Annotated in this window: 15 protein-coding genes; 14 read left to right on the top strand and 1 reads right to left on the bottom strand. The window is 70.6% G+C overall.

What is annotated here, in order from left to right; all coding sequences use genetic code 11:
* Positions 1-75: 75 nt before the first annotated feature.
* From HD593_RS02360 to HD593_RS02300, 13 genes are all read left to right on the top strand, one after another.
* A complete protein-coding gene (locus tag HD593_RS02360; RefSeq protein WP_312903314.1) occupies positions 76-1236 on the top strand; it encodes an ABC transporter substrate-binding protein in 1161 nt (386 codons plus the stop codon).
* Positions 1233-2144: a carbohydrate ABC transporter permease gene (locus HD593_RS02355; protein ID WP_185100487.1), complete on the top strand. Its 912-nt coding sequence runs from the start codon at positions 1233-1235 to the stop codon at positions 2142-2144. The genes HD593_RS02360 and HD593_RS02355 overlap by 4 nt, the downstream gene beginning before the upstream one ends.
* Positions 2141-2905 (top strand): carbohydrate ABC transporter permease, encoded by a 765-nt coding sequence (locus tag HD593_RS02350; protein WP_185100486.1) that lies wholly within the window; start codon positions 2141-2143, stop codon positions 2903-2905. The genes HD593_RS02355 and HD593_RS02350 overlap by 4 nt, the downstream gene beginning before the upstream one ends.
* Positions 2898-4730 (top strand): glycoside hydrolase family 127 protein, encoded by a 1833-nt coding sequence (locus tag HD593_RS02345; RefSeq protein WP_185100485.1) that lies wholly within the window; start codon positions 2898-2900, stop codon positions 4728-4730. The genes HD593_RS02350 and HD593_RS02345 overlap by 8 nt, the downstream gene beginning before the upstream one ends.
* Positions 4731-4766: 36 nt before the next feature.
* Positions 4767-8744 (top strand): discoidin domain-containing protein, encoded by a 3978-nt coding sequence (locus HD593_RS64195; RefSeq protein WP_185100484.1) that lies wholly within the window; start codon positions 4767-4769, stop codon positions 8742-8744.
* A 63-nt stretch (positions 8745-8807) separates the two neighbouring features.
* Positions 8808-10847 carry a sensor histidine kinase gene (locus tag HD593_RS02335; protein ID WP_185100483.1) on the top strand — a complete coding sequence of 680 codons (2040 nt, stop codon included), beginning with the start codon at positions 8808-8810 and terminating at the stop codon, positions 10845-10847.
* 115 nt (positions 10848-10962) lie between these two features.
* The gene (locus HD593_RS02330; RefSeq protein ID WP_185100482.1) at positions 10963-11784 is read left to right on the top strand and encodes an alpha/beta fold hydrolase; all 822 of its coding nucleotides are present in this window, start codon (positions 10963-10965) and stop codon (positions 11782-11784) included.
* Between the two features lie 44 nt (positions 11785-11828).
* On the top strand, positions 11829-12098 hold the full coding sequence (locus HD593_RS02325; RefSeq protein WP_185100481.1) for a sulfurtransferase TusA family protein: 270 nt from the start codon (positions 11829-11831) through the stop codon (positions 12096-12098).
* A gap of 89 nt (positions 12099-12187) precedes the next feature.
* Positions 12188-13198 carry a LacI family DNA-binding transcriptional regulator gene (locus tag HD593_RS02320; RefSeq protein WP_185100480.1) on the top strand — a complete coding sequence of 337 codons (1011 nt, stop codon included), beginning with the start codon at positions 12188-12190 and terminating at the stop codon, positions 13196-13198.
* Positions 13199-13545: 347 nt separating this feature from the next.
* On the top strand, positions 13546-13992 hold the full coding sequence (locus HD593_RS02315) for a YdeI/OmpD-associated family protein (protein WP_185100479.1): 447 nt from the start codon (positions 13546-13548) through the stop codon (positions 13990-13992).
* 60 nt (positions 13993-14052) lie between these two features.
* Positions 14053-14370 (top strand): DUF3140 domain-containing protein, encoded by a 318-nt coding sequence (locus HD593_RS02310; protein ID WP_185100478.1) that lies wholly within the window; start codon positions 14053-14055, stop codon positions 14368-14370.
* A gap of 4 nt (positions 14371-14374) precedes the next feature.
* Positions 14375-14725, top strand: coding sequence for a nuclear transport factor 2 family protein (locus HD593_RS02305; protein WP_185100477.1), 351 nt, complete (start codon positions 14375-14377; stop codon positions 14723-14725).
* Between the two features lie 37 nt (positions 14726-14762).
* Positions 14763-14975: a hypothetical protein gene (locus HD593_RS02300; protein ID WP_080044809.1), complete on the top strand. Its 213-nt coding sequence runs from the start codon at positions 14763-14765 to the stop codon at positions 14973-14975.
* Positions 14976-15057: 82 nt separating this feature from the next.
* Here the strand turns inward: HD593_RS02300 and HD593_RS02295 are convergent, their stop codons facing one another.
* Positions 15058-15666, bottom strand: coding sequence for a TetR/AcrR family transcriptional regulator (locus tag HD593_RS02295; protein WP_185100476.1), 609 nt, complete (start codon positions 15664-15666; stop codon positions 15058-15060).
* A 78-nt stretch (positions 15667-15744) separates the two neighbouring features.
* Between HD593_RS02295 and HD593_RS02290 the strand changes: the two genes are divergently transcribed.
* Positions 15745-16683, top strand: a complete 939-nt coding sequence (locus HD593_RS02290) for a beta-ketoacyl-ACP synthase III (RefSeq protein WP_185100475.1) — start codon at positions 15745-15747, stop codon at positions 16681-16683.
* The last annotated feature ends 17 nt before the right edge of the window (positions 16684-16700 follow it).

Genomic DNA, 16700 nt, shown 5'->3' with positions numbered 1-16700 from the left:
GTGTTAGCGCTCACAGCGGCGGCCTGCGGCAGTAGCGGCGGTGGTGGCGGCGGGGCACAACCGGCGGACGGTCCCGTGACGATCACCATGTGGACCCGCGCGGCCACCCAGACGCAGAGCGAGCGCCTGGTCGCCGAGTACAACAAGACCCACAAGAACCAGGTCAAGCTCACCGTCATCCCGACGGACAACTACCAGCCCCGCATCGCCGCCGCGGCCGGTGCCAAGCAACTTCCCGACGTGTTCGCGGCAGACGTCATCTTCGTCCCGAACTACACCTCCCAGGGCCTGTTCATGGACATCACGGACAGGATCGCGGCCCTGCCGTACAAGGACAAGCTCGCCCCCTCCCACATGAAGCTCGGCACGCTCGACAACCGGCAGTACACGCTGCCCCACACCCTCGACCTGTCGGTCTGGTTCTGGAACAAGGACCTGTACGAGAAGGCCGGCCTCGACCCGGAGCAGGGCCCCAAGTCGCTCAAGGAGTTCGCCCAGCACGCCACCACCATCCAGGAGAAGCTGGGCAAGGACGGCAAGGTGCACGGCACCTTCTTCGGCGGCAACTGCGGCGGCTGCTACGTCTTCACGTTCTGGCCGTCCGTCTGGGCCGCCGGCGCGCAGATCATGAACGACGAGGGCACCACCTCGCTGAACGACCAGCCGGTCATGACCGAGGTCTTCAAGATCTGGCGCGAGCTGTACGAGAAGAAGGCCACCGGGCCGACCGCCAAGGAGGAGCAGGGCCCCACCTGGACCGGCTTCTTCCCCAAGGGTGAGATCGGCGTGATGCCGATGCCGTCCACCACGCTCGGCCTGATGCCGAAGGAGATGAAGATCGGCGTCACCCCGATCGCCGGCCCCGACGGCGGCGAGTCCACGTTCGTGGGCGGCGACTCGCTCGGCATCTCCGCCACCTCCAAGAACGCCGACGCCGCCTGGGAGTTCATCAACTGGACGGTCTCCGACCAGGCCCAGGTCGAGGTGATGGCCAAGAACAAGGACGTGCTCGCGCGTACGGACCTGGCCGGCAACAAGTACTCGGCCGAGGACCCGCGCGTGGTGATGATCAACTCGCTGGTGGCCAAGGGGCAGACGCCGTTCGCGCTGCGCTTCGGCCAGACCTACAACGACCCGCAGGGGCCGTGGCTGCGGCTGGCCAGGGAGGCGGTCTTCGGTGACGCCTCGAAGGTCCCGCAGCTCAACGCCGAGATCACGAAGTCGCTGCAGCAATGACGCTGACGGTAACGCGTTCCAGGCGGGCGGCGCACTCGGCGCCGTCCGCCCGGTGGCGGAGCAGGAAGGTCCAGGGCTGGCTGTACGCGGCTCCGACGGCCGTCATCGTGGGCGTGCTGTTCATCGCGCCCCTCGTGCTCGTCGGCTGGATGTCGCTCAACCGCTGGCCGCTGCTCGGCCAGGCCACGTTCAACGCCCCCGCCAACTACCTCAAGATCGCCGACAATCCGCTCTTCCTCGACGCGGTCGTCTTCACGCTGAAGTACACGGCCATCACCACCGTCCTGCTGTCGGGCGTGGCCCTGGGCCTGGCGCTGCTGGTCCAGGAGCGCAGGCCGGGCGTCGCGTTCTTCAGGACCGCGTTCTTCCTCCCCGGCGCGGTCGGCTTCGCGGCGGCCGGCCTGCTGTTCTACGGGATGCTGAACAACGACTTCGGCCCCATCGACCCGATGTTGCAGGCCCTGGGCATCACCAGCGAGCCGGTCAAGTGGATCGGCACCCCGAACATGGCGCTGTTCTCCACGATCACGCTGGTGATCTGGCGCTTCGCCGGGTTCAACATGCTCATCCTGCTGACCGGCCTGCAGGCCATCCCGACCGAGGTGTACGAGGCCGCCAGGAGCGACGGCGCGAACCGCTGGCAGATCTTCACCAAGATCACGCTCCCGCTGCTGCGCCCGACCCTGGCGCTGATGCTGATCCTCAGCGTCACGGGCTCGCTGCTGGCCTTCGACCAGTTCTTCGTCTTCACCAACGGCGGCCCGGACAACAGCACGGTCTCCATGGTCATGGTCGTCTACCGGGACGCGTTCTTCCGCTTCGACCTCGGCGGCGCCGCGGCCCTGTCGGTCGTGCTGCTCGTGGCCCTGGTCGGGCTCAACACGCTGATGATGCGGAGGCTCAGGTGAGCCGTTACCTCACCCTGTCCGCCCTGGCGGTGCTGTTCCTGTTCCCGCTGGTCTGGAGCGGATACGTCTCGCTGGAGGAGCCGTCGAACTACCTGGAGATGGCCCGCTTCGGCGAGGGCATCGACACCTACGCCACCAACAGCCTGCTGGTGGCGGTCATGACCGTGGGCGGCACGCTGATCGTCTCGGCGCTCGGCGGCTACGGCTTCGCCCGCTTCGACTTCCCCGGCAAGAACCTGCTGTTCCTGGCCACGCTGGCGATCCTCATGGTGCCGTACGCGACGATCCTGATCCCGCTCTACGTGCTGCTCGGCTACCTCGGCCTGCAGAACTCGCTGGTCGGGCTCTCTCTGGTGTTCGTGATGTTCCAGCTCCCGTTCGCGCTGTTCATGATGCGCAACGCGTTCGAGGCGCTGCCGCGAGAGCTGGAGGAGGCCGCGCTGGTGGACGGTTGTGGCACGTTCCGGGCCTTCTGGCGGATCCTGCTGCACGCCGTGCGGCCCGCGCTGATCACGGTGGGCCTGTTCGCGTTCCTGGCCTCGTGGAACGACTTCTTCGCGCCCCTCATCCTGCTCAACGACGGATCGTCCTTCACGCTGCCGGTGGCCGTGGTCAGCATGACGCAGCACTCGTTCGGCGCGATCGACTACGGCATGCTCCAGGCCGGAGTCATGGTCATGGCCTTCCCCTGCCTCATCCTCTTCATCGTTCTGCAGCGCCACTACGTGCGCGGATTCATGTCAGGAGCTCTGCGTGGCTAATCCCGTCCTGCCCTCATCGGGTGTCCTGTCCCCCCTCGGTCTCGACTCCGTACGCGTGCTGCCCGGCTTCTGGGGCGACCGGATCGTGCTCAACAACGAGGTGACGATCGCCCACTGCCAGGAATGGGAGGAACGCGAAGGCTGGATCGGCAACTTCAGGGGCGAGCGGCCCCGCAGGGGACGGGAGTTCAGCGACTCGGAGATCTACAAGCTGCTGGAGGCCATGGCCTGGGCCGACCATCCGGGGCTGCCCGCGCTGGCCGAGGTCGTGGCGCAGGCCCAGGAGGGCGACGGTTACCTCAACACCCGCTGGTCGGGCAGCCGGTACACCGACTTCGAGTGGGGTCACGAGCTGTACTGCTACGGCCACCTCATCCAGGCCGGGGTGGCGCGGCTGCGCATGCACGGCGAGGACCAGCTCACCCAGGTCGTCACCCGGGCCGCCGACCACGTGTGCCGGCGCTTCATGGACACCGACGAGACCTGCGGCCATCCCGTGATCGAGATGGCGCTGGTCGAGCTGTACCGGGCCACCGGCACCGAGCGGTACCTGGAGATGGCCCGCCGCTTCGTCGAGCGCCGCGGCCTGCCCGCGCTCGCCGACATCCCGTTCGGCCGCGGCTACTACCAGGACGACCTGCCCGTACGGCAGGCGCAGGTGTTCCGCGGGCACGTCGTGCGCGCGCTCTACCTGGCCTCCGGCGTGGTGGACGTGGCGGTCGAGACCGGGGACCAGGAGCTGCTGAAGGCGGTCGAGTCGCAGTGGGAGCGGACGGTCGCCCGGCGGACGTACCTGACCGGCGGCATGGGCTCGAGGCATGCCGACGAGTCGTACGGCGAGGACTGGGAGCTGCCGCCGGACCGCGCCTACAACGAGACGTGCGCGAGCATCGCCTCCATCATGCTGTCGCACCGGCTGCTGCTGGCCACCGGCGACGCGCGCTACGCCGACCTGGCCGAGCGAACCATGTACAACATGCTCGCCACGGGCGTGGCGCTGGACGGCAAGTCGTTCTTCTACGTCAACCCGCTGCAGGTGCGGGTGCCGGCGACGCCGCTCGACGGCGTCAACCACGCGGCCGAGGGCGGGCTGCGCTCGCCCTGGTTCGACGTGTCCTGCTGCCCGAACAACATCGCCCGAACCCTGGCCTCGCTGCCCGCCTACGTGGCCGCCGCGCGGGACGGCGGGGTGCTGATCCACCACCTCACCCCGGCGGAGATCCGCTCCGGACGGCTGGCGCTGCGGGTGGAGACCGGTTACCCGTGGCAGGGCTCGGTGAGCGTGCGCGTGCTGGAGGACGGCGAGGGCCGCATCGGGCTGCGCGTCCCGGCCTGGGCGACGGACGCCACGCTGGCGCACGTCCCGGTCTCCTCCCCGGACGCGCCGCTGCCCGATGGCCCGCTCATCCGTCCGGTGAACCCCGGGTACGCCTACGTCGAGGGGCCGTGGCGGGCCGGTGACGAGATCCGGCTCGAACTGCCGATGCGGCCCAGGTGGACCGTCCCCGACCGGCGGATCGACGCGCTGCGGGGCAGCGCGGCCGTGGAGCGGGGGCCGCTCGTCTACTGCGCGGAGTCGGTGGCCGACGAGCCGCCGCTCGCCGGGGTGACGGCGCTCGTCGACCCGCCGGTGGAGCACGAGACGGACGGCGTGGTGGAGCTGGAGGTGGGCGCGCGGCTGGCGTCCGGCGGCAACGGCTCCTGGCCGTACGGGGCCGCGCGCCCGCCCGAGGAGGGCGCCGGCGTGCGGCTGCGGCTGGTGCCGTACCACCGGTGGGGCAACCGCGGCCCCGCGACCATGCGTGTCTGGCTACCGACGATCTAGGAGATGCACGTGCGCAAACCGTTGGTGTGCTTAGCCGTGTTAGCGCTCACAGCCTCGCTGGGCGTGGCGCCGTCCCACGCGGACGACGCGCTCGGCCTGCCGGTCTTCACGGGCGGGGATCCCGTGCCGGCGGAGCCCGTGGGCTACCACCCGCGCAGGATGATGGAGCGGATCTACAAGAAGGAGAAGGGCGGCGACTCCTACTGGATCGACCGCATGCTCGCCCGCCCCGGTGACGATCCGGCGGGGCCGTGGCTGATGACGCGCGGGCGGGCGCTGTTCATGAAGGAGCACGACCCGTCGGTGCTCGGTTTCGGCGGGTACGTGGCGTACTGGGAGAGCATCGACAACCGCGACGCGTACGAGATCTCGCTCGGCACCCCGCTCACCGAGAACGTCGCCGAGCGCCTGCAGATGCCCAGCCACTGGACCGGCCGGTACGCGGGTGACGGGCTCGCCGTCGGGGTCAAGAAGTTCATCACCCACGAGAACGTGGCCGTGACGACCCTGGAGATCACCAACACGGGGGCGGAGCCGCGCACCGTGCCCGTCACCGTCACCTCGCCGTACACGAAGAGGGCCGACGGCGACCGCGAGCTGACCGGCGCGGTGTGGGCGAAGAACAAGCTGACCACGATCTTCCCCAGGCTCAGCGGCGACGGTCTGAAAGTCTCGGACGGCGCGCTCAAGGGCTCGCTGACCGTCGAGCCTGGCAGGACCGTGCGGACCAAGGTGCAGCTGGGCTTCGTCACCGAGGAGCTGCCGGGGTCGCGGGCGGAGTACGACGGGTACAAGGGCCGCTCGCCCGAGCAGGCATTGCGCCGCCAGCTCCAGGACTACAACGCCTGGTGGGCCGAGAACCTGCCCTACATCGACGTGCCCGACGAGAACATCAAGAAGTTCGTCTACTACCGCTGGTGGCTGATGCGCTTCAACTTCCTCGACGCCGACATCCCCGGGAACGACTTCCAGTTCCCCACGTCGGTGGAGGGCGCGCTGGGCTACAACAACGCGATCGTGCTGACCGTGCCCATGTTCGTGCAGGACCTGAAGTACCTGCGGGACCCGATCTACTCGTACGGGCCGTGGGTGTCGGTGGGCGAGAGCTCGCGTAACGCGAAATACACCGACAACCCCGGCGACCCGGAGAACTGGTCGAACAGCTACACGCAGTACATCTCGGCCGCGGCCCTGGAGAGCTACCAGATCCACGGCGGGCAGCCGTCGATCCTGCGCAACCTGGCCAGGTACGCCGAGAAGGACGTGTACGGGCAGCTCGACGCGTACGACTCCAACGACAACGGGGTCATCGAGTACGACTGGGAGGCCATGACCGGCAACGACGCCGACGCGGTGTCGTTCCACTACTACGACCGGGCCAACGAGCGGCTGGAGGGCGCCTACGTCTACGCCAACGCGATGGCGGCGGCGCAGGCGTACGAGCTGGCCGGCGACGCCGCCAAGGCCGCCGAGCTGCGCGGCGTGGCAGACAAGGTGAGGAACGGCGTCCTGACCCTGCTGTGGGACGAGCAGAACAAGCTGTTCAAGCACCGCGACCTGCAGACGGGCACCCTGATCCCGTGGAAGGAGTCCAACAACTACATCCCGTACGCGACCGGCCTCGTCCCCACCGATGACCCGAAATATCGGGAGGCGCTCAGGTTGTGGGCCGATCCGGCGGAGTATCCGATCTTCCCGGCGTACACGGCCAACCAGAAGGACAAGGCGGAGGCCGCCGCCGCGGGCCACCCGGGCACCAACAACTTCTCCCAGATCAACTCCACCAGGAACTTCGCGCTGTTCTCCAAGGCCATGCGCCAGTACGAGACCCCGTACATCACGGCCGAGCAGTACAAGCAGCTCCTGTACTGGAACGCCTGGTCGCAGTACGTCGGCGGCGACACCCGCTACCCCGACGCCAACGAGTTCTGGGCCAACTGGAACCCGCAGACCAAGACGATCGGCTACCGCTCCTGGATCCACCACACGATCCTGGGCAGCAGCAACTGGACCGTCATCGAGGACGTCATGGGCCTGCGCCCGCGCTCGGACGGCAAGGTCGAGCTGTGGCCGGTGGACATCGGCTGGGACCACTTCACCGTCAACGGCGTCAACTACCGCGGCTCCGACCTGACCATCGTCTGGGACAAGCCGGGCGACGGCACCAGGCACTACGCCGGGGTGCCCGAGGGGTACTCGATCCTGATCGACGGCAAGCGCAAGGTCACGCTCTCCGGCCTCGCGCACGCCACCTGGGACCCGAATACGGGCAAGGTCGAGGGCGGCCCTCAAGAAAAAAGCGCCGTGGTGCACGCGGAGAAGGCGTCGCTCAAGTCCCCCACCGACGTCAGGCTGACCGGCGACCGCATCGAGGACCTGTTCCAGAAGGCCGGCGTGGACCTGCGCGCCCCCCGCCGGAACCTGGTCGAATCCGCCACCGCCTCCCACGGCGACCCGGCGGGCGCCGTGGACGGCTTCACCATCAACGCCCCCGCCTGGGACTCCAAGGGCTCCGGCAACCCCCAGGACTGGCTGGAGGTGGACCTCGGCTCGGCCCAGAAGGTCGACCAGCTCAAGCTCTACTTCTCCAACGACCGCAAGACCTCCGGCGAGCCCGCCTTCTACTCGGTGCAGTACCTCGACGGCGCCACCTGGAAGGACGTGCCGCGGCAGGACAAGCGGCCGCTCTACCCGCGGGCGAACCTCAACGAGGTGCGCTTCCCCGCCGTCACCGCGCGGAAGCTGCGCGTGCTGGTCACGCACCGGCCCGGGCACTCGACCGGGCTGAAGGAGGTGCAGGCCTACCGGTCGGGCGCGGACGCGGGCCGGGTCACCAACCAGGCGCCGTCCGTGGTGCCCGTCGTCGATCCCGCGTTCACCCGCCCGGGGCAGGCCAGGATCGAGGCCGTGGTCAAGGACGACGCGCTGCCGAAGGGCACGCTGGCCGTGCAGTGGTCCAAGGTGGACGGGCCCGGTGAGGCGTACTTCACCGACCCGACCGGCCCGGCCACGGTGGTCGCGTTCTCGGCGGCGGGGCCGTACACGCTGGAGCTGGCCGCCACGGACGGCGCGCGGACCACCACCGCCACCGTGAACGTCACCGCCACCGACCAGGCCACGCAGGTGAACATCGCCCCCAAGGCCACGCCCACCGCCTCCTACACCTCGCCGTGGGAGCGCGTCACCGCGATCAACGACGACATCGACCCGCCGCGCTCCAACGACGGGGCCAACCCGCGCTGGGGCACCTGGCCGCAGCAGGGCACCCAGTGGGTCCAGCTCGACTGGCCTGCCCCCGTCCAGGTGAACAAGGCGGACGTGTACTTCTTCGACGACGGCGGCGGCGTGCGCGTACCCGCCTCGTGGAAGATCCAGCAGTGGGACGGCGACTCCTTCGAGGACGTCACCGGCGCGCAGACCTACCCGAAGGCCGTGGACGCCTACAACACCGTCTCCTTCGACCCGGTCACCACCTCGCGCCTGCGCGTGCAGCTCGAATCGGGCGGCGCGTCGGTCGGCCTGCTGGAGGTCAAGGTGTACGAGGTGCCGCCGGACGCGGTGCGCCCCGTCCACGTGCCCACCCTGGTGGACACGCTGCCGCGGCTCCCCGCCACGGTCGAGACCCTGTACGCCGACGGCTCCCGCGGCCAGGCCGCCGTCACCTGGCAGCAGGTGACGCCCGAACAGGTCAGGAACGGCGGCACCAGCTTCACCGTCACCGGCCTGGCAGAAGGCGTGCGCCGGCCCGCCCAGGCCACGGTGTACGTCCGCGCCTCCGCGGCGGTGACGATCACCTCGGTGGCCGAGGAGGCGGTCACGACCCGGGCCGGGGTCGCGCCGGCGCTGCCGAGGACCGTCGTGGCGACGTACAACGACGGGTCGAAGGACAGCTCGCTGGCCGTCACCTGGGAGCCCGTCGATCCCGCGCGGTACGCCCAGCCCGGCACGTTCACCGTGACCGGGCAGGTGACGGGCACGACTGTGACGGCGAAGACCACCGTGACGGTCCAGTAGCGCCTATTCTGTCCTGGCCCCACCTGTTTCGCGGGGCCAGGACAGGAGCGGGACAAGAGCACGATGGCCGAACTCGCCGAGAACACGCCCAGGCGTCCGACGGGCCCGGTGGTCGTCGCGTCCGCCATGGCGGTGGCCTCACCGCTGCTGTCGCTGGCCGCGATCCTGGTCTGGGCCGGGCTGCCCCCCGAGTGGGAGCCCGGCGCGACGGTGAGCCCCCAGACGGCCGTCACCTTCACCTTCCCCGCGGTCGGCGCGTTCCTCATCTACCACCGGCCCCGGCTGAACATGGCCTGGCTGATGTGCGTCGGCGGCCTGGCGGCGGCGGTCAGCGACCTGACCAACGCGCTGATGTACCGGTTCTCGGCCGACGGCGAGCTGCTCCTGGCCGGCTGGATGCGGGTCCCGTCGCAGCTCGGGTGGGCGGTGTGCGGGCTGACGCTCACGATGTTGCTGCCGCTGTACTCGCCGGACGGCCGCCTGCCCTCCAGGCGCTGGCGGCCCGCGCTGTGGCTGGGCTGCGCGGCCATCACGGCGTCGGCCGTGCGTTACCTGCTCCGGGTGCCGGCGCCGACCAGCCTGTCCGGGCTGCCCCAGGTCGTGCCGAACCCGCTGCAGGTGCCGGCGCTGGCCCCGTACATGGACGTGGTCGGGGTCGTGGGCTGGGCGGGCATCTACACCGCGATGGCGCTGGCCGCGCTGTCGATGGCGGTGCGGATGCGGCGGGCCGACCCGGTCGGGCGGCGGCAGATCGGCTGGCCGCTGTTCGCGTTCGCCGGGTACATCGTCTTCCTGATCCTGGGCGCGATCTGGCCGGTGTTCATGTGGCCGGCGATCGCGTGGGCGGCGGCGATCCCGTTCGCGGTGGCGTTCGCCGTGATGCGTTACCGGCTCTACGGGATCGACACCGTCATCAGCCGCGCCATCGTGGCGGCCGGCGTGGTCGTCGTGGTCAGCCTCGTGTACTTCGGCGCGGGCACGCTGTCGAGCGTGGTCGTCTCCGGGTACCACCAGGTGACGGGGATCGCGGCCGCGCTGTTCGCCGGCGCGTTCTTCCAGCCGCTGCGGCGGGCGTTGCAGCGGGCGGTGGACCGGCTGCTGTACGGCGCGGTCGGCGACCCCGGCATGCTGGCCGAGCGGCTGACGCAGGCCGTGCGCGGCGCGGACCCGGCCAGGGCGCTGAACTCGGTGGTGAGCGTGCTGCGCGACGGGCTGGCGGTCGAGGGTGTGGCCGTGGAGGTGGCCGACGGCGAGCCCCGCTACGTGGAGAGCGGCCGCGTCGGACCGGACGCGCGGGAGGTGCCGCTGGTCTGGCACGGGGTGCGGGTCGGCCGCCTGCTCGTGGGGCCGCCCGGGCCACGCCGCTTCCCGGCCGCGCACAACGAGCGCGTGCTGGCCACGCTCACCCCGTACGCGGCGGACGTGGCGCACGCGGTGCGCATGGCCGCCGACCTGCAGCGCTCCCGCGAGCGCATCCTGACGGCCAGGGAGGAGGAGCGCCGCCGCCTGCGCCGCGACCTGCACGACGGCCTCGGCCAGACCCTCTCGGCCATGGCGATGACCATCAACATGGCCCGCCTCAGCCTGAAGAGCTCCCCCGAGGCCGCCGACGAGCTGCTGAAGGAGCTGCACGCGGGCATGAGCGCCGTCACCGGCGACATCCGCGAGCTCGTGTACGGCCTGCGCCCGCCCGCGCTCGACGACCTCGGCCTGGCCCGCGCGGTACGCGACCTGGCCGGGCAGTCCTCGCCCGGCACCGAGATCGAGGTGGAGGTCGAGGGGGACCTGGCGGACCTGCCAGCGGCCGTGGAGGTGGCCGTGTACCGCATCGTCCAGGAGGCGCTGACCAACATCCGCCGGCACGCCGAGGCGTCGCGGGCCAGGATCGTCCTGCAACGCGAGGAGCCGATGTTGCGGGTGCTGATCGCCGACGACGGCAAGGGGCTGCCCGCCTCGCACCGCGCGGGCGTGGGGCTCGGCTCGATGCGGGAGCGGGCCGCCGAGCTGGGCGGCATCTGCGTGGTGACCGGCGAGCCGGGTGCGGGCACCCGCGTCGAGGTCATGCTCCCGCTGCTGACGGCCGGCATGAGCCTCCGCCCCTGACCGGTGCGTGCCGGCCTTTACCCGGTCGATGCGGTGGCTTGACGGCCGTACCACCGGCTCTGGAGGTGACTCCTGGCAGCCTGAAAGGGATGTATTCGTGTGGGGGTGAGCCCATATGACGCGATTCAGCGTTCCGGCCTGCGTCCTGCTACTGACGTCCGCGGCCGTCGTGGCGCCGGCCGCCGCGGAGCGGCGGGCTCCGTGCCCCACGCCAGGCGCTGCCAGGCCCACCGTCGTGCTGGTCCACGGCGCCTGGGCCGACACCTCCAGCTGGAGCGGCGAGATCCGGGCGCTGCAACGGGCGGGTCATCCCGTGCGCGCGGTGGGCAACCCGCTGCGCGGTCTGACCGGCGACGCGCAGACCGTACGCGACTTCCTGCGCACGCTCTCCGGCCCCGTCGTCCTCGTCGGCCACTCCTACGGCGGCTCGGTGATCACCAACGCCGCCGCGGGCGACCAGAACGTCAGGGCCCTGGTGTACGTCGACGCGGCGGCGCCGGCCGTCGGCGAGACGACCGCGCAGCTCAGCGGCTCCGGCTCGGCCCTCGGCGGCGACCCGGCCACCCTGTACGACCGGGCCGCCTACTCCGGAGCGGCGGGCGATGCGACCGACCTGTACCTGAAACGGGACGTCTTCGTCCGCTCCTTCGCCTCCGACCTGCCCAGGGACACGGCCCACCAGCTCTGGGCGACGCAGCGGGCGGCCTCCACGGCCGCGTTCACGACCCCGTCGAAGGCCGCGGCGTGGCAGACGATCCCTTCCTGGTACTTCATCGCCACGGGTGACAAGATCATCGTTCCGGACTCGCAGCGGGCCATGGCGAAGCGGGCCCGCTCCAAGGTCACCGAGTTCGAAGGCGGCTCGCACCTGGCCCTCGTCTCGCACCCCGAGGCGGTCACCCGGGTGATCGAGGACGCGGTCTGCTCGGTCCGCTGAAGGCCGCGGCGCAGGCGGGGCCGCGGGGGTGGTTTCCTATACGCATGCCTGATCTCGTGGTCGACGGCGGCGACAAGCTGTGCGTGCAGTTGCTCATCGAGCTGCGTGCCCACGTACGCGCCGCCGGGCCGGGCGCCGTGATCCATCTGATCGCCACCGACCCCGCCGCCCCCGTGGACCTGCCGGCGTGGTGCCATCTGACCGGGCACGCCTACCTGGGGCCGGTGGAGGGGGCGGAGCGGCCGACGTTCGCGCTGCGCGTGGCCGGGTCCGCCAAGGAGACGCAGGACGCGAGGCCCTGGCACGCGACTTAAGCGGTTAACGCTCAGGCGGGGTGGGCACCATGCCAGAGGGGCGGGGTGACCTACAGTGTGGAGGGTTACCCGGTTCAGAGAGGGAGTCCGTGAAGCGACCGACGATCGCCGACATCGCCAGCCGGGCGGGAGTGTCCAAGGTGGCGGTCTCCTACGCGCTCAACGGGCAACCGGGCGTGTCGGAGGCGACGCGGGCCAGGATCGTCGCCATCGCCGACGAGATCGGCTGGCGGCCCAACAGCGCGGCCCGCGCGCTCAACGGCGCCAGGGCCAACTGCGTGGGGCTCGCGCTCTGCCGTCCGGCGCGCATCCTGGGGGTCGAGCCGTTCTTCATGGAGCTGATCAGCGGCATCGAGGGCGTGCTGGCCGACCGGTCGTACGCGCTGCTGCTCCAGGTCGTCACCAGCCACCAGCAGGAGAGCGAGGTCTACCGCCACTGGTGGGGCGAGAGCCGCATCGACGGCGTGTTCCTGGTGGACCTGCACTACGACGACTCCCGCGTGGCCGAGCTGGAACGGCTCGGCATGCCGGCCGTGGTGATCGGCCATCCCTCCGAGTCGGGCTCGCTGTCGGCCGTCTGGTCGGAGGAGGGCGAGGCCGTACGCGAGACCGTCGGCTACCTCGTGGCGCTGGGGCACCGCCGCATCGCGCGGGTGGCCGGGCTGCCGGAGCTGGTCCACACGACGGTCCGCGACCAGGCGTTCAGGAAGGCGTGCGAGGGCGTGGCCGAGCACGTCATCGTGCACACCGACTACACCGGCGAGGAGGGCGCCAGGGCCACCAGGCGGCTGCTGAGCTCGCCCGACCGGCCGACCGCCATCGTCTACGACAACGACATCATGGCCGTGGCGGGCCTGTCGGTGGCGCAGGAGATGCGGGTGGAGGTGCCCCGCGACCTGTCCATCGTGGCCTGGGACGACTCGCCGCTGGCCCAGGTGGTGCGGCCGCCGCTGACGGCGCTCACCCGCGACATCCCGGCCTACGGCGCCCACGCCGCGCAGCGGCTGCTCGCGTTGATCGCGGGCGAGGACGTGCCGCCGTACGAGGACCAGGCCGCCATCCTCACGCCGCGCGGCAGCACCGGGCCCGCCCACTCCTAGCGCTCCTGCTCCACACCCGTCCGGGCCCCACACCCGTCCGGCACGTGTCACGGGCTCCAGCCCACACCCGTCCGGCACGTGTCACGGGCGGGGACCGCGGCTGGCAGACCGCCCGTCCGAGCCCGTGACACGTGCCGTCCCCTCCTCGCGGCATTCCCCTTACCGGGAAACCGCCCCTGCGTCCCCCGCGCAGAGGCGGCTCCATGATGACCGAGGCGGGAACGTACGTCCTGAGTACCTCCGTGCCTAAACGAGATACGAAATTCAGCGAATCGTGACCGAATCGGTTGACAATTTTTTTTGTCGGCTTCTACCCTCTTCCCCATACGGCACTGGAGGGTTTCACGATGAGATTCCGCACCACGGTCGAGCTCGGCGGCAAGACCGCCACGGGCTTCGAGGTCCCCGCCGGGATCGTCGAGGAGCTGGGCAGCGGCAAGCGGCCGGCCGTCAACGTGACGATCAACGACTACACCTACCGGAGCACCGTGGCCCCCATGGGCGGCCGCTACCTGGTGCCCCTCAGCGCGGAGAACCGGCAGGGCTGCGGCGTGGCGGCGGGCGACGAGATCGAGGTGGAGGTCACACTGGACACCGCACCCCGCGAGGTGACGGTGCCCGACGACCTGGCCGCGGCCCTCGACGCGGCACCGGAGGCGAGGAAGTTCTTCGAGAGCCTGTCCTACTCGCGCAAGCGGTGGCACGTGCTGAACGTCGAGGGTGCCAAGAAGCCCGAGACCCGGCAGCGGCGCGTCGCCGACACGGTGGCCAGGCTCGCCGACGGCGTCGGGTGAACGGTGACGGGCATCGGGTGACGGGTGCGTAACGCGGGACGTGACGGGTAGGCGGGCGATATGACTGAGGGTTTCGACACCGACGTGCTCTGGAACGAGTTCCACCGGGCGGTCAACATGAACTCCGAGGAACTGCGCTCGTACCTGCTCGCCGAGGCCTCCGACGAGGAGGGCTTCCCGCCCGACCCCGACCTGGGCATCGACGAGCTGGGCCGGGGCGTGCTGCACGTCCTGAGCAAGCGGAAGGGCGACCTCACCAAGAGCGATCTCGACGTGATGCGCCAGGTCGTGGAGCTTGTCGAGACCATGGGCGACCGTACGGACGACGACTCGCGGCGCGAGCTCATGTCCGTGGGTCACGACCCGTTGAGAGGATGACCCCATGGTCCAGCCACATCCGTGGATCGAGGGCTACGTACGCGCGTGGAACTCCAACGATCCCGACGACATCGCCGCCCTGTTCACCGAGGACGCGGTCTACTACACCGAGCCGTACAGCTCGCCGTGGCAGGGGCGGGACGACATCCTCCGTGAGTGGCTGGGACGAAAGGACAAGCCTGGTGAGGCCACATTCGAGTGGCATCCGGTGAGCGTGACGGAGGACGTGAGCGTCATCCAAGGAGTCACGACATACCCGGACAAAACGTACAGCAACCTCTGGGTGATACGGTTCGCTCCCGATGGGCGATGCCGGGAATTCACCGAATGGTGGATGCGGCACGATGCCAAGTGATGCAATGGGCCGAACCGTCTTCACCCGAGGAGATCCGTTGAGAGACAACCTCGACCTCGCCGCGAGCGCCCAGGAACTGGCCGACGCCGCCCCGACGGGATCGATCGACCGTGCCGCCGCCTCGTCCGTGGCCATCACGCTGGCCACCACCCGCGACATCGACGACGCCAGGCAGACCCTGGACGGCGTCTCGCCGGAAGAGGTCAGGCAGGCGGCACTGGCCCTGTTCGACCGTCTCTCGACCCAGTAACCCCGGCACACAGACGGGGGTTGCTCGCCGGCGGGCGTCAGGCAGGGACTCGCGCCGGAGCGGCGGGGTGTCGGACGGGACTTCACGGTAGGGCCGGCGTCAGGCGGGTCTCCACGGCATGGCGGGCACGGGCGGCGGCCCGCTGGTCGCCGTGGAGCTGGATCGTGTGGTTCAAGGCCATCACCACGCCCAGCAACTCGAACACCACCTGTTCCGGATCCGTGCCCGCGGGCAGTTCCCCCGCATCCACGGCCCGGCCCGCCTCCTTGCCCAGCCGCGCCCGCCAGACCGCGAACCGGCTCTCCACGGCGTCCCGCACCGCCCCGGGCCTGCCGTCGAACTCGTGTGCCGCCGCCACGAAGAAACACCCGCCGGGAAAGACCTGACGCTCCAGGTACGAGATCCACGCCTCGCAGAGCACCCGCAACCGCGCCAGCCCCGGCGCGGCGGGCAGGGCTGGCACCCACACCTCGGCCCGGAAGATCTCCCCTGCCCGGTCCAGGACGGCGAGCTGCAGCGCCTCCTTGGAGCCGAAGTGCCCGAGCACGCCCGACTTGCTCATGCCCAGCTCGGCGGCGAGCCGGCCGATGGTCAGCCCTTCGAGCCCCTCCATCGAGGCGATGGCCACCGAGCGGTCGAGGATGGCCGCCCGCGTGCCCAGCGCCTCGGCGACCGACCTGCGCGGGCTCATGCGGGGCCTCCGTCCGTTGGGGGAACGTTCATGCGAGGCACTTTAGCGTCCGAACGTTCGCTTGCTATAGTCCGCCGCATGAGCGGATCACGACTTGTCGCCACAGGCCACTACCAACCCGCCAAGATCCTGACAAATGATGATCTGGCGGAGCTGGTGGAGACCAGCGACGAGTGGATCGGCAAGCGGGTCGGCATCCGCACCAGGCACGTGGCCGAGGACGGCGAGAGCGTCGCCGACCTGGCCACGCACGCCGCCGCCAAGGCGCTGGCCGCCAGTGGCCTGGACGCCTCCGACATCGACCTCGTGCTGGTCGCCACCTGCACCCAGACCGAGCGCGCCCCCAACGTCGCCTCCCGCGTCGCGGCCGGGCTCGGCGTGCCCGGCGGCGCCCTGATGGACCTGGGCGCCTCCTGCTCCGGCTTCACCCACGCCCTGGCCCAGGCCGACCACGCCATCCGCGCGGGCGCCGCCACCCACGCCCTGGTCGTGGGCGCCGACAAGATGACCGCCGTGACCGACTGGACCGACAGGACCACCTGCGTGCTGACGGGCGACGGCGCGGGCGCCGCCGTGGTCAGCGCGTCCGAGGAGGCGCGGATCGGCCCCGTCGTCTGGGGCTCGGCGCCGGAGCTGGGCCGGGCCGTCCGCATCGAGGGCACCCCCACCCGCTTCTCCCAGGACGGCCAGACCGTCTACCGCTGGGCCACCACCCGGCTCCCCGCCATCGCCAGGCAGGCGTGCGAGCGCGGCGGCGTACGGCCGGAGGACCTGGCGGCGGTGGTCCTGCACCAGGCGAACCTGCGCATCATCGAGCCCATCGCCGCCAAGCTCGGCGCGGTCAACGCGATCGTCGCCACGGACGTGGTGGAGTCCGGGAACACCTCGGCGGCCAGCGTCCCGCTGGCGCTGTCCAAGCTGATGGAACGCGGGGAGGTGCCGCAGGGGGCGCCGATGTTGCTCTTCGGCTTCGGCGGCAACCTGTCCTACGCGGGCATGATCGTCCGCTGCCCCTGATCCACGACGGGTCCGCG

This window comes from Nonomuraea rubra (assembly GCF_014207985.1).
Lineage (GTDB): Bacteria > Actinomycetota > Actinomycetes > Streptosporangiales > Streptosporangiaceae > Nonomuraea > Nonomuraea rubra.
This window is presented reverse-complemented; position numbering and strand designations above follow the sequence as displayed.